A 13,230-nucleotide genomic window follows, 5' to 3' on the forward strand; every position below is an offset into this window, starting at 1 on the left:
CCGTTCGACAAACCGCACAACCAACTGAAAAACCTGAAAAAAACTCAGACGAGCCGCTGCGCACGCCCCTCAAGGAAAGGCCCGAAACCGCGATTTCGGACGCTCTCCACCCCGCCCGCTGAGACACCCGGCCCGCGATTCCGCAGACAGCTGTCTCAGCCGAGTGAGACACCTGTCCGCATTGATTTCGCCTCGGGCCGGGAATACGCTGAAAGCAAAGGAAAAAGCACTTCTATCCAATACACCCGGCGCGGGATGCTGGAGACGAGAGGAAGGCAATGAGGAGACCTCAGGAGATCGTCCAGCACGTGGGACGCGTGATCGACGTCGTCGAACGCGGACTGCCGTTGGGGCTGGACAGTAGTTTCGAGCGACTCGCGCGCTCGTGGCGACGATCGCTCAGCACCCACCAGGTCGACCCGGCGCTCGCAACCACGCCGCGCGTCGTCACCGCCCAGGAATTGCGCGAGCACCGCGACCGCATCGACGCCTTCATGCGCATCGCACGCGAAGGCATGGACCGCCTGCACGCGCAGCTGCGGCCCGTGAACTACTGCGTGCTGCTCACCGACGCCGACGGCGTCACCGTCGACTTCCGCACCGTCCCCGAGCTCGACCGCGAATTCAAGGCCGAGGGCTTCCGCGTCGGCACCTGCTGGTCCGAGGCGGCCGAAGGCACCTGCGGCGTCGGCACGGCGCTGATCGACGGCCAGCCGATGCTCGTCCATCGCGACGAACACTTCCGCTCGCACAACATCGCCTTCAGCTGCAGCTCGGTGCCGATCTTCGGCCCCGACGACCGCCCCGTCGCCGTGCTCGACGCGACCGCGCTGCACGCGCCGGCGCAGCGCGAGAGCCAGCTCCTCGTGTATCGCCTCGTGCTCGACCGCGCGCAGCAGATCGAGAACGCCTTCGCCTGGTACACCCTGCGCCCCTACTGGGTGCTGCAGCTCGGACGGCTCGCCGAATACCTCAGCGTGCAGACCGACTACCTCGTCGCCTTCGACGACAGCGGCCGCATCGTCGGCGGCAACCGCCGCGCGCGGCTCGAACTGTTCGACGGCGACGGCAGCCCGCCGCCCGTCTTCATCCACGACCTCTTCGAATGCACGACGAACGAGATCCTCGCCGCCGCCCACGGACAGCCGGGACAAGCCTTCCCGCTGCGCCTGACGACCAACGGCGAACGCCTCTTCGCGATCCTGCGCGCGCCTGCGCCACGCAGCCGCAGCGGCCTCGCGCTACCCACCGTAGTCGATGACGCTGCGGCCGACGACAGCGCCTGCACGCAAATTCCCGGCTTCTCGCATCTCGCGCTCGACGACGCCCGCCTGCGCGGCAACGTCGAACGCGCACTGAAAGTCGCCAACCGCGACATCCCCGTGATGCTGCTCGGCGAGACCGGCACCGGCAAGGAAGCCTTCGCCCGCGCGATCCACGACTACAGCGAGCGCCGCGACAAACCCTTCGTCGCGCTCAACTGCGCGGCGATCCCCGAGACACTGATCGAAAGCGAACTCTTCGGCTACCGCGACGGCGCCTTCACCGGCGCACGCAGCAAGGGCGTGCGCGGCAAGATCCTGCAATCGGACGGCGGCACCCTCTTCCTCGACGAGATCGGCGACATGCCGCTGCAACTGCAAAGCCGCCTGCTGCGCGTGCTCGCCGAAGGCGAAGTGCTCCCGCTCGGCGCCGAAACGCCGCTACCGGTGCGCCTGCACGTCGTCTGCGCGACCCACCAGGACCTGCCCGATCTCGTCCAGCAAGGCCGCTTCCGCGAGGACCTCTACTACCGCCTCAACGGCGCCGTCTTCCTGCTGCCGCCGCTACGCGAACGCGAGGACATCCGCAGCGTGATCGGCAAGGTGATGCGCGAGGAAGCCGCCGCGATGGACCGGCCGACCCTGCGCCTCGCCCCCTCGACACTCGACGCACTGGCCCGCCACGACTGGCCCGGCAACATCCGCCAGCTGCGCCACGCGATGCGTTACGCGTGCGCGATCGCCGACGGCGACACCGTCGAGCTCGAACATCTGCCTCCGGACCTGTTCCGCGCTCGGGTCTGCGCGCACGCGGCCGCGTCACGCAGCGACGCCTTCGACGACGCCCCCCGCTACGCCTTCCCTCGCACAGCGACGCGCCCCGCCGCCCCTTATCGAACGCCGACGCCGAACTACGCGCCCAGATGCTCGCGGCGCTGCGCCGTCATCACTGGCAAGTCACCGTCACCGCACGCGAACTCGGCATGTCCCGTGCGACCTTCTACCGCAAGATGGCGCGGCTGCAGATCGTCAGTCCGAACCGAAGGGAGTTCGATGCGTGACGAGGTACCCCTGAGGATCCGCATGAACGATAAGCCCAGGGCACGCCTGCTTGCGTTGCTTCGATAGTGAGGCGGCATGCGCAGAACGCGGTGTAAAGTACAAACATGGCACCCACCGTTCTGCGCGAAGGTCAGTTCCGTCTCTTTTTCTTCTCTCGAGAGGAACCGCGCATCCATGTCCATGTGTCTCATCCTGACGGTGAGGCAAAGTATTGGCTGACGCCCGAAGTTCACTTGGCTACGTCTGTCGGCCTGAACCAGCGGCAGCTTCGCGAAGCCCAATCGATCATTGAAGCCCACCTTGGGGAGATTGCAGATGCCTGGCAACGTCATTTCGGCGCCTGAAGTTACCCATGTGTCGAAACATGGTTTCTGGCTGTTGCTCGCCGATGAAGAACTTCTTCTTCCGTTCGAACTGTTTCCCTGGTTCAGACGCGCCACGATAGAGCAACTCACCCACGTCGAATGGCCGTCACCTGACCATCTCTACTGGCCGGACCTGGATATCGATCTCTCGCTCGAGTCGATCCGCCGCCCTGACGCCTTTCCTCTAGTCTCGAAACCAGCGGACTGAACGCAATATGGACTAGGTCACCCGGCGCGGCGGAACAACTCCGGCCGCGCTTCGATCATCTCGCGGATGAAGTCCCACACGACGCGGGTACGCTTGAGCCGCAGCAGGTCTTCGGGCGCCGTGATCCACAGCGTCCGCGTCACGAGTGACTGTCCGGGAAACACGCAGACCAGATCGTCGGACAGGTCGGCGACGAAGGGCGACAAGGCCACGAGTCCCATTCCTGCCGCCGCGGCCTCGCGCTGGGCCAGCACGCTGGTGGAGGTGAAGCTCCTGTTGGGATGGGGCGTGAGCTCTTCCAGCACCCGGAAGAAGCCGCTCAGCGACCCGTCGTGGATGTAGTCCACGAAGCTGTGCTCGGCGAGATCGCTCAACTGGTGGATGGGCGGATGGGAGTCGCGGTAGCCGGGTGAGCAGTAGATGGAATAGTCGACCTCGGTCAGCCTCGCCACCTTGTAGCGCCCCACCTCGGGTGGATCCAGAGTGATCAGGATATCGACTTCGCGTGCGACGAGGCTCGGATACTGAGGCTGAGGGATTAGCTGGACCTGGAGCTCGGGGTGCTCGCGCCGCAGTTTCGTCAGGCCGGGTGCGATCAGGTGAATGCCAACGCCCTCCGGACTCCCCACGCGCACCGTCCCCTTCACCCTCACCCCCAGGCCCGCGCTCTCCTCGACGGCCTCGAGCAGAGCGCTTTCCATTCTTTCCGCATGCGGGATGAGCGCCTGGCCAGCGTCGGTCAGCGAATACCCGGTGCGTCGGCGATCGAACAGGACCACGCCCAGGTCGGCCTCCAGCCGGTCGATGCGGCGCGACACCGTGGAGTGTTCGATGCCCAGCCGCTCGCCTGCGAGGGAAATCGTGCCTTGGCGTGCGACCGCAAGAAAGACACGGAGGTCGTTCCAGTCAGGTAGTGAGTCCATGCGGGACATTGTGCATGGATGCACAAACCGTGTGCAAGCCCTTGCTTTGGCGGGAAAAAACCGACGCCGATAATCCTTGCACAAGCCCCCCGATCCCGAGCGCTCGCACGAGTGGCACGCGCAGTGCGGCCCTGAATCGATTCGGCCACCAACGTCCAAATAACAGGAGACAACCCATGGAATTCGACGCAGTCTTGCTCCCCCCTCGTCGTGCGGCCTGCATTGCCGCGGGACTCTGGCCCGATCGCACAATCAATGACGAACTGGACGCCTGCGTGGCCGAGTTTCCGGACAAGCTTGCGCTGACCGCGATGCGCGCCGAAAGCGGTGAGGTGCGGCGTTTCACCTACCGTGAGCTGGCGGCGCTGGCCGATCGCGTGGCCGTGGGTCTGTCCCGCCTGGGCGTAGGTCGCAACGACGTGGTGGCGATGCAGTTGCCCAACTGGTGGCAGTTCACGGTGCTGTATCTCGCCTGCACGCGCATCGGCGCGGTGGTCAATCCCCTGATGCCGATCTTCCGCGAGCGCGAGCTGTCGTTCATGCTCGGACACGGCGAGGCGAAAGTCTTCATCGTGCCGAAGACCTTCCGCGGCTGTGACCACGAGGCGATGGCGCGCGCGCTGCAGCCGGGCCTGCCGGCACTGCAGCGCATTGTCGTCGTCGACGGCGACGGCCCCGACTCCTTCGAGGCGCTGCTCACCGCGCCGGCCTGGGAAAAGGAACCCGACGCCGCGGACATCCTTACGCGCAGCCGCCCCGGCCCGGACGACATCACGCTGCTGATGTACACCTCGGGCACCACCGGCGAGCCGAAGGGGGCGATGCACTCGGCCAACACGGTGATGGCGAACCTCGTGCAGTACGCGCGCAGGCTGCAACTCACCCACGACGACGTCGTCCTGATGGCCTCGCCGATGGCTCACCAGACGGGCGCGGCGTACGGAATGATGCTGCCGATCCTGTTGCGCGGCCGTTCCGTGATCCTCAACAAATGGGAAGCCGCGAAGGCGATCGAGCTGATCCGGTCCGAAGGCGCGACCTTCACGATGGCTTCGACACCCTTCCTGACCGACCTGACGAAAACCGTGCAGGAGCTGGGGCTGCCGGTGCCGACCCTGAGAAGCTTCCTCTGCTCCGGCGCGCCGATCCCCGGCCCGCTGGTCGAGCAGGCGCGCAAGGTTCTCGGCACCAAGATCGTGTCCGCCTGGGGCATGACCGAAATCGGCGTCATCACGATGATCGACCTCGACGATGACGACGAGCGCGCCTGCTCGACCGACGGCAAGGTGACCCACGGCGCCGAGATCCGGGTCGTCGATGAAGACGGCGTGGAGCTTCCGCGCGGATCCGTCGGCCGTCTCGTCGTGCGCACGTGTTCGGCCTTCGGCGGCTACCTCAAGCGCCCCCAATGGAACAACGTGGATGCCGACGGCTGGCTCGACTCGGGCGACGTCGCGAAGATGGACGAGGACGGTTACATCCGCATCAGCGGCCGCAACAAGGACGTCGTCATCCGCGGCGGCGAGAACATTCCGGTGTTCGAGATCGAGTCCCTGCTGTATCGCCATCCCGCCGTCGACCAGGTGGCGATCGTCGCCTACCCCGACGAGCGGCTCGGCGAGCGCTGCTGCGCCGTCGTCGTGCCCAAGCACGGCCACACGTTCGACTTCGCATCGATGGCCGACTTCCTGAAGGCACAGAAAGTCACCCTGCAGTACATCCCGGAGCGGCTGATCGTGCGCGACGAGATGCCGTCGACGGCGACGGGGAAGATCCAGAAGTTCAGGCTGCGCGAGCTGTTGCGCAACGGGCTGCTCTGACATGGACACGTGTTACGAGGACGTCAACATAGGCGTCGAGCACGTTTCCCCCGGCAGGACCATCACTGAAGCCGACATCGTCGCCTTTTCTGCCTTCACGGGTGACTGGTTTCCCCTGCATTCGGACGAGGAGTACAGCAAGCGCGGACCGTTCAAGACCCGGATCGCCCAGGGGCTCCTTGGCCTGGCCCTGACCGAGGGGATGAAGTTCCGCATTCCCGAGTTCATGAGAATGGCCTACGTCGCCTCCCTGTACTGGAACTACCGATTCACGGCGCCCATTCACATCGGTGACACGCTGCGGCTCAAGGTTCGCATCGACAGCAAGCGCACGACCAAGAATCCGGAGCGCGGCCTCGTCGTCGAGTACATCGGCATGCTGAATCAACGCGACGAATTGGTCGGAGAGGGTGAGCACGGCCTGCTGATCCGCTGTCGTTCATAAGCGAATTTCACGAAAACAAAAAGGAAGGAGACAAGCAATGGAAAAGATCGTAAAGACCGCCAGACAACTGGTGGAGAAGACTGGACGCCATGTGGTTTCGGTCGCACCGGACGAAACTGTCATGACGGTGCTGCAGGCGATGGCCGACAGGGACGTCAATGGCGTCCTGGTCATCGACAAGGGGCAGCTGGTCGGCATCGTCACCGAGCGCGACTACGCCTTGAAGGTGGAACTCAAGGGCCGCACGGCCAAGGACACCCGGGCGCAGGAGATCATGACCCAGGACGTAATCTGCGCCTCCGCGGACGACTCCTGCGAGCGCTGCATGGAAGTCATGCACAAGGAGTGGGTGCGTCACCTCCCGGTGATCGAGCAGGGCAAGGTGATCGGCATGCTTTTCCTGCGCGACGTGCTGAAGGAAGTCGTCGCCGAGGACGAGCACCTCATCATGGATCTCGAGCGCGAGCGCATCGAGTCGGGTGGCAATACCGGCGGCAGCTACTGAGCCGGCATTGGCACCCCAACGCACTCGCCCCTAACCGCACTCGAGAGTCCTCAAATGTACGATTTCATCGTCGCCGTCGCGGCGCTGGCCTTCCTCATGTTCGTCGCCTACCGCGGATTCAGTGTCATCCTTTTCGCACCGGTGGCCGCGCTCGGCGCGGTGCTCTTGACCGATCCGTCGCTGGTACCCCCCATGTTTACCAGCGTGTTCATGGACAAGATGGTCGCCTTCGTCAAACTCTACTTCCCGGTCTTCCTGCTGGGGGCGGTGTTCGGCAAGGTGATCGAACTGTCGGGCTTTTCGAAGTCCATCGTGGCGGCCGTCATCAAGCTGGTGGGACGCGAGCGGACGATGCTCTCCATCGTGCTCGTCTGCGCCATCCTGACTTACGGCGGGGTATCGGTGTTCGTGGTGGTCTTCGCGGTCTACCCCTTCGCGGCCGAGATGTTCAGGCAGGCCGGCATCCCGAAGCGCCTCATCCCGGGAACCATCGCCCTGGGCGGCTTCACCTTCACGATGGACGCGCTGCCCGGCTCGCCGCAGATACAGAACATCATCCCAACGACCTTTTTCAAGACCAACACCTGGGCGGCTCCCTGGCTCGGCATCGCCGGCGCCGTCTTCATTCTCCTGGTGGGTCTCACTTATCTGAACTGGCGGCGCAAGCAGGCGGCGGCCCGAGGAGAAGGCTACGGCGAGGGCCACCACAACGAGCCCGAGGCGTATGCCGACGAGGCGCTGCCCAACCCGTGGATCGCCATGCTGCCGCTGGTGATGGTGGGGGTGCTGAATCGGGTGTTCATCGGCTGGATTCCGCAAGCCTACGGCGCAACCCACGAAATGACGCTGGCGGGTGGCACCAAACCCATCGTCACAGAAATCTCGAAGATCGCGGGCATCTGGGCCGTGGAAGCGGCACTCCTGGTGGGCATACTCACCGTGCTGGTGTTCGCCTTCAAGACGGTCAGCGCGAGGTTCGCCGAGGGCACCAAGGCGGCGGTAGCGGGCTCGCTCATGGCCTCGATGAACACCGCCTCCGAATATGGCTTCGGTGCCATCATCGCAGGCCTGCCGGGCTTCCTCATCATCGCCGACGCACTGAAGGCCATTCCCAATCCGCTGATCAATGAGGCGATCACGGTCACCACGCTGGCGGGCATCACCGGCTCCGCCACGGGCGGCATGAGTATCGCGCTCGCGGCGATGGCAGAGCAGTTCATCGCCGCTGCACACGCCACGGGGATCCCGCTGGAAGTCCTTCACCGAGTGGCCTCGATGTCCAGCGGCGGCATGGACACCCTGCCCCACAACGGCGCCGTCATCACCCTGCTTGCAGTGACCGGCCTCACCCATCGCCAGTCCTACGGCGACATCTTCGCCGTCACCTGCATCAAGACCGCGTCGGTGTTCGTGGTCATTGCTTTCTACTACCTGACCGGCCTGTATTGAGGACGCGACCGGGGGTCTTGGGGCCGCAGCGCGATCTCCCGCTACTGCGCCCCCAAGTACCGCAAATACGCCACCAACTCCCAAATCTGCTCCGCACTGAACGCCGCTCCCCACGGCGGCATCACATCCGCACCGACGCGCCCCTTCGTGATCGTCTCGAACATCACAGGCACCGGCAGATCCTTGCGCCCCTTGAAATCCGGTGCCCGGCCGCCGACGCCCTCGAAGCCGTGGCAGTAGCCCGCGCAGGTCTTGTTGAAGCGCTTGCGGCCGGCTTCGATGCGCGCCGAATCGTCGAGCGCGAACGGCGCTTGCGGCTCGCCGACGGCGACATTCGCCTCAGTTGCAACATCCCGCGGCGGCGGCCCAACCGCCACGCACTCGAAAGACAGCCCCGCGCATAGCGCCAGCACCGCGACGGCCTGCCCCAACCGCTGGCCGCGACGGGAAAACGTCATCCCAAACATCATCGATTTACCCATGGCAATTCCCCAGAAAAAACGGGGCGGCGATCCTTAACCGCCCCGCGAACAAGAGCGGGAGCCAAGACCCGCCCAAGGAGGAAGACGAAAAGCGTTCAGTCGACCGTAAAGGCGATCAGCGCCGCGCCGCCCGGCAGGTCCTTGATCTGCGGGTAGGCGCCGGCGAGGAAGCCCGGCGCGTGCGAGCCCAGCCCGGTCGGCACGACGATGTACTGGCGCCCGCCCGCCGCGTAGCTCACCGGCCCGCCGCGCAGCCCTGAGCCGGCGTTGAAGCGCCACAGCTCCTTGCCGTTGTCGGCGTCGTAGGCGTAGATGCGCCCTTCCATGTCGCCGGTGAACACCAGCCCGCCCGCAGTGGTCAGCACGCTGGAGAGCGGCGGCATGTCGTAGCGGATGCTCCACTTGACCTTGCCGGTCAGCGGATCGCGCGCGTCTAGCCGGCCGTGCGGCTTGTCGGCGGGCGGCGGCACGAGCTTGATCTCGTCGATGCCGAGCGACAGCGACGAGATCGCCGTGAGGTTCGCCGGATCGTCGCGCCCGGCGACAACCTCGTTGCACACCTCCATCGCGTGCGAGTACCACAGGCCCGTCTGCGGGTTGTAGGCGCCGTGGTTCCAACTCCGCGCGCCGAGCAGGTTCGGGCAGAAGAGTTTCTTCTTGCCCTCTTCCGGATACACCGGGTCGATCAGCCGTCCCGTCTTCGGGTCGATGCCCTTCACCCAATTCACGTTCTGCGCGAACTGCCACACGTTCTCGAGCTTGCCGTCGTCCTTGTCCATCACGAACACGAAGCCGCTCTTGTTCAGATGCACGATCACATCCTTGCCGTCCGCGCCCTTCACCATCAGCGCCTCGTAGGCCGAGTCGAAATCCCACGAATCGTGCGGGATCTCCTGCCGCGCCCACTTCAGCTTGCCGCTCTTCGGGTCGAGCGCGAGCAGGCTCGCCGTGTACTTGTTGTCGCCCTTGCGGTCGGCGTTGAAGTAGTCCGGCGCCGCGTTCGACGTGCCGATGTAGATCGTATCGGTGCGCGGGTCAAAGGTGCCCGGCATCCACGCGCTGCCGCCGCCGCGCTTGCGGCTGTCGCCCGGCCAGCTCTCGGGGTCGTCGCGCAGGATGTCGAAGGTCCACGCGGGCTTGCCGGTGTCGGCATTGACCGCGTAGATCTTGCCGCTGATCGGCTGATCGCCGCCCGTCGTGCCGCCGAAGAGCACATCCCCGGCAAGCTGCGGCGGCGCCGAGAAGAGCGCGCCGTATTGCGACTTCTGCTCCGTGAGCTGCGTCGACCAGAGCTCCTTGCCGGTCTTCTGGTCGAGCGCGATGAAGCGCCCGTCGAGCGTGCCCAGGAACACCTTGCCGCGCCCGACCGTCACGCCGCGACTCGCCGACGCATAGAACGCCTGCTTCGCGATCGGATCGAGCTTCGGCTCGTAATGCCACAGCGTGCGCCCGTTCGCCGCATCGACCGCCCACACGTTGTTGTTCGCCGACACGTAGTACAGCACCCCGTCGATCACGATCGGCGTCGCCTGGATGCCGTGGGTGATGTTGCCCGGCTGGTGGATCCACGCGACCTTGAGCCGCCCGACGTTGTCGCGGTTGATTGCCGCGAGCGGGCTGAAGCGCCACGCGTTGTAGCTGCGGTGATACTGCGGCCAGTTGTCCGGGTCGTCAAAACCGGGACCGCTCGCACCCCATGCGCTTCCCGACAGCGCCCCCGCGCAGGCGAGCGCGACGATCAGTTTCTTGGTTTTCATGCAGTTCTCCTCCGGAATCCGGTTCGTGCTTACCAGACGTAGGCGTACTTGAGATTGAGGCTGTCGGTCGCGCCGTGGCTCTCGCCGTCGATGCCGCGCGAATAGCGCACGGTGATCGACTGGTTGCCGTAGCACTTGAACATCACGCCGATGCCGGCGGTGGTCTCGTGGCCTTCGGGCACCTTCAAGCCGGTCGCTCGGTTCTTCCAGCCTTGCTGCCGTTCGTAGTCGAGTGCGATGAAGGGCTCGATCGCGTCGTTCAGCTGGTAGCCGAGGCGATGGTTGGTGTGGAAGAGCGTCCCGGGCGACGCATCGGCCGCGGTCGACTCGCCGGAGAACACGAAGCCCGCGTCCGCCGTGTAGGTCAGCTTGCCGAACTGCACATCCCAGAACAGACTCGACAGGTTCTTCCACACGTCGCCGCCGCCGATGTCGCCGTCGCCAACCGGCACCTGCATGAAGGACTGGAAACCGAGGGTCGAGTTGGGGGTCGGCTTGTACCACAGCGCAAGCCCCGTGATCGGATCGCCGATACCGCTCGCAGAGGTCCGCGCATCCGAATTCCGCACGCCGACCTCAGGCACGATGATCTCGTAGGCGAGGCCGATCTTCGGATTCGACTCCGGCGTCCAGAAGCGCACGTATTTCGACAGGCCAACGATCGTGCGCGTCGACGACGTATGGCGCCGGTCGCCGTCGCGGTCCCACAGGCGGTCTCCGTCCTGGAAGGTCGCGTATTGCACGAACACGTTGAAGGGCTTGAAATCGACGGGGAGGTCGTACTCGTGCGGGCCGATCACGTCGAGCGTGACCTGGGCCTGCGCCGGCGCCGTGCCCCCAAGACTGCCAGCCAGCACCACAACCGCCAGCAGCGAACCTGCGCGGCAGGGTTTCTCCTCTTGCATGAATGTCTCCTTTGGTTTTTTGCGTGGTATCGCGAGACGGTCGGGCACTTTCGCGAGCACTCCGCCGACTCCTCCCCCAATTTGCGAAACCCATGCCAGGAGACTGCTTTCTTTCGAATCAATACGTTAAGACTTCGAACGCAGTGAAACGCGAGACAGGCGTCTCTCCCGCGCTGAGACGGCCGCGACAGCTGTCTCAGGGGTGCTTCCCGCCGCGGCGACAATTTGCGCAGCGCGCTTCGCGCCGACGATGCACGGTGCGACAATTGCCGGATCGCCCGCACCCGCCGCCGCCATGACCACCGACCAGTCCCTGCCGATCGCAGCCATCGTCTATCGCCCCACCGACCACATCGAGCCGGTGCTTCTCGAGGCCGCGCGCGCGCTGGCCGGCGAGGGCGTGCGGCTGGGCGGCATCCTGCAGCACGACATCCCGACGACGATCACCGACCCCTGCGGCATGGAGCTCGAGGACCTCGCGACCGGCGAGCGTTTTCCGCTGTCGCAGGACCTCGGCAGCGGCTCGGAGGCCTGCCGGCTCGATCCGGATGCGCTCGCCCACGCTGCGATGGCGGTGCGTGCCGCGCTCGAACGCGGTACGGAACTGGTGTTCATCAACAAGTTCGGCGCGCAGGAAGCGGGCGGCTCCGGCCTGCGCGCGGAGATGGCGATGGCCGTGACGAGCGGCGTGCCGGTCATCACCGCGGTCGGTGAGCGCTTCCTCGATGCATGGCGCCATTTCACCGGCGGCAGCACAGCCCTGCTCGACCCCAAGGTGGACGACATCCTCACGTGGTGGCACGGCCTGCCCGCCCGGAACTGAACGGTGGAGTGTCGCCCCGCCTGTGCGGCCTGCTGCATCGCGCCGTCGATCTCCAGCCCCATCCCGGGCATGCCGGACGGCAAGCCTGCGGGCGTGCGCTGCGCCCAGCTCGACGAGGCCGACCGCTGCCGTCTGTTCGGCGACCCGCGCCGTCCGGCCGTATGCGGCAGCCTCGCCCCCAGCCCGCAGATGTGCGGCACGCATCGCGAGGCAGCCATCCGCTGGCTCGGCGAACTCGAAGCGCTCACCGCCCCTGACAACCCCCGATCGCTGCACGACGCACCCTGCAACTGAATCCAATTTAACTTTCGTGCCACGGTGCACGGGTATCATGCCGGTCTTCGCCAGAATTTCCCCCCTGCCCCATGGACCTGCCCCACTACCTCGTCGCACTGATTCTCGGCATCATCGAAGGCATCACCGAATTCCTGCCGATCTCCTCCACCGGCCACCTCATCATCTTCGGCGACCTCCTCGGCTATAACGACGAGGCGAGCAAGGTCTTCGAGATCGTCATCCAGCTCGCAGCCATTCTCGCGGTGTGCTGGGATTACCGCGAACGGCTGGCGAAGGTCGCAACCGGCGTCGCCAGCAGTCCCGCCGCGCAGCGCTTCGTCGCCCTGCTGATCGTCGGCTTCCTGCCGGCGGCGGTGCTGGGCCTGATGTTCCATTCCAGGATCAAGGCGCTGCTCTTCAATCCGCTCACCGTCGCGACCGCGCTGATCGTCGGCGGCTTCGTGATCCTGTGGCTGGAAAAGCGCGACCACCGGCCGCGCATCCATGCCATCGACGAGATGCGCTGGCCCGACGCGCTCAAGGTCGGCTTCGCGCAGGCGCTGGCGATGATTCCCGGCACCTCGCGTTCGGGCGCGACGATCATGGGCGGACTGGTGTTCGGCCTATCGCGCAAGACCGCGACCGAGTTCTCGTTCTTCCTCGCGATCCCGACGATGTTCGCGGCAACCGCCTACGACCTCTACAAGGCCCGCGACCTGCTCCATGCGGGCGACGTGCCGGTGTTCGTCATCGGCTTCGTCGCTTCCTTCATCTCCGCGATGTGGGCGGTGAAGGGCTTCATCCGCTTCGTTTCCAACCACACTTTCGTCGCCTTCGCGTGGTACCGCATCGCCTTCGGCCTCATCGTGCTGGCAACCTGGAAATTCGGCCTCGTCGCGTGGTAGGCGTCCGAACGCGGTTAAACTCCGGGGTCCAGCCCCGTTCCCG

14 protein-coding genes and 1 pseudogene are annotated in these 13,230 nt (G+C 65.4%); 11 read left to right on the forward strand and 4 right to left on the reverse strand.

Annotated features, from left to right (window positions below; genetic code table 11):
• Window positions 1-278 precede the first annotated feature (278 nt).
• From CDA09_RS23840 to CDA09_RS18610, 4 genes and pseudogenes are all read left to right on the forward strand, one after another.
• Window positions 279-2,009 (forward strand): annotated as a pseudogene (locus CDA09_RS23840) (sigma-54-dependent Fis family transcriptional regulator); the annotation flags it as partial.
• A 176-nt stretch (window positions 2,010-2,185) separates the two neighbouring features.
• Window positions 2,186-2,323 (forward strand): helix-turn-helix domain-containing protein, encoded by a 138-nt coding sequence (locus CDA09_RS23710; RefSeq protein ID WP_286164495.1) that lies wholly within the window; start codon window positions 2,186-2,188, stop codon window positions 2,321-2,323.
• 105 nt (window positions 2,324-2,428) lie between these two features.
• Window positions 2,429-2,668 (forward strand): DUF4160 domain-containing protein, encoded by a 240-nt coding sequence (locus CDA09_RS18605; RefSeq protein WP_121430009.1) that lies wholly within the window; start codon window positions 2,429-2,431, stop codon window positions 2,666-2,668.
• The gene (locus tag CDA09_RS18610) at window positions 2,640-2,897 is read left to right on the forward strand and encodes a DUF2442 domain-containing protein (protein WP_121430010.1); all 258 of its coding nucleotides are present in this window, start codon (window positions 2,640-2,642) and stop codon (window positions 2,895-2,897) included. The genes CDA09_RS18605 and CDA09_RS18610 overlap by 29 nt, the downstream gene beginning before the upstream one ends.
• Before the next feature lie 17 nt (window positions 2,898-2,914).
• On the opposite strand, the gene CDA09_RS18615 is transcribed toward CDA09_RS18610, so the two are convergent.
• Window positions 2,915-3,820 carry a LysR family transcriptional regulator gene (locus CDA09_RS18615; protein ID WP_121430011.1) on the reverse strand — a complete coding sequence of 302 codons (906 nt, stop codon included), beginning with the start codon at window positions 3,818-3,820 and terminating at the stop codon, window positions 2,915-2,917.
• 176 nt (window positions 3,821-3,996) lie between these two features.
• Here CDA09_RS18615 and aliA point away from each other — a divergent pair, with 176 nt between their 5' ends.
• Genes aliA through CDA09_RS18635 form a run of 4 tightly spaced genes read left to right on the forward strand, consistent with a single transcriptional unit; the run spans window position 3,997 to window position 8,039 of the window.
• A complete protein-coding gene (gene aliA / locus CDA09_RS18620) occupies window positions 3,997-5,640 on the forward strand; it encodes a cyclohexanecarboxylate-CoA ligase (RefSeq protein WP_121430012.1) in 1,644 nt (547 codons plus the stop codon).
• 1 nt (window position 5,641) lies between these two features.
• Complete coding sequence (locus CDA09_RS18625; RefSeq protein WP_121430013.1) at window positions 5,642-6,085, forward strand: MaoC/PaaZ C-terminal domain-containing protein; 444 nt, start codon at window positions 5,642-5,644, stop codon at window positions 6,083-6,085.
• A 37-nt stretch (window positions 6,086-6,122) separates the two neighbouring features.
• Window positions 6,123-6,590, forward strand: a complete 468-nt coding sequence (locus CDA09_RS18630; RefSeq protein ID WP_121430014.1) for a CBS domain-containing protein — start codon at window positions 6,123-6,125, stop codon at window positions 6,588-6,590.
• A 54-nt stretch (window positions 6,591-6,644) separates the two neighbouring features.
• Entirely contained in the window at window positions 6,645-8,039 is a 1,395-nt protein-coding gene (locus tag CDA09_RS18635; RefSeq protein WP_121430015.1) for a GntP family permease, read from the forward strand.
• A gap of 41 nt (window positions 8,040-8,080) precedes the next feature.
• Here the strand turns inward: CDA09_RS18635 and CDA09_RS18640 are convergent, their stop codons facing one another.
• The 3 genes from CDA09_RS18640 to CDA09_RS18650 all read right to left on the reverse strand — a co-directional run bounded on the left by CDA09_RS18640 (window position 8,081) and on the right by CDA09_RS18650 (window position 11,183).
• Complete coding sequence (locus CDA09_RS18640; RefSeq protein ID WP_286164237.1) at window positions 8,081-8,521, reverse strand: c-type cytochrome; 441 nt, start codon at window positions 8,519-8,521, stop codon at window positions 8,081-8,083.
• Between the two features lie 95 nt (window positions 8,522-8,616).
• Entirely contained in the window at window positions 8,617-10,278 is a 1,662-nt protein-coding gene (locus tag CDA09_RS18645; protein WP_121430016.1) for a pyrroloquinoline quinone-dependent dehydrogenase, read from the reverse strand.
• Between the two features lie 29 nt (window positions 10,279-10,307).
• The gene (locus CDA09_RS18650; protein WP_121430017.1) at window positions 10,308-11,183 is read right to left on the reverse strand and encodes a transporter; all 876 of its coding nucleotides are present in this window, start codon (window positions 11,181-11,183) and stop codon (window positions 10,308-10,310) included.
• Between the two features lie 295 nt (window positions 11,184-11,478).
• Between CDA09_RS18650 and CDA09_RS18655 the strand changes: the two genes are divergently transcribed.
• The 3 genes from CDA09_RS18655 to CDA09_RS18665 all read left to right on the forward strand — a co-directional run bounded on the left by CDA09_RS18655 (window position 11,479) and on the right by CDA09_RS18665 (window position 13,187).
• On the forward strand, window positions 11,479-12,006 hold the full coding sequence (locus tag CDA09_RS18655; RefSeq protein ID WP_121430018.1) for a DUF2478 domain-containing protein: 528 nt from the start codon (window positions 11,479-11,481) through the stop codon (window positions 12,004-12,006).
• Between the two features lie 3 nt (window positions 12,007-12,009).
• The gene (locus CDA09_RS18660; protein WP_121430019.1) at window positions 12,010-12,300 is read left to right on the forward strand and encodes a YkgJ family cysteine cluster protein; all 291 of its coding nucleotides are present in this window, start codon (window positions 12,010-12,012) and stop codon (window positions 12,298-12,300) included.
• Window positions 12,301-12,371: 71 nt separating this feature from the next.
• The gene (locus CDA09_RS18665; protein ID WP_121430020.1) at window positions 12,372-13,187 is read left to right on the forward strand and encodes an undecaprenyl-diphosphate phosphatase; all 816 of its coding nucleotides are present in this window, start codon (window positions 12,372-12,374) and stop codon (window positions 13,185-13,187) included.
• Window positions 13,188-13,230: the final 43 nt, after the last annotated feature.

Source organism: Azoarcus sp. DN11 (genome assembly GCF_003628555.1).
Lineage (GTDB): Bacteria > Pseudomonadota > Gammaproteobacteria > Burkholderiales > Rhodocyclaceae > Aromatoleum.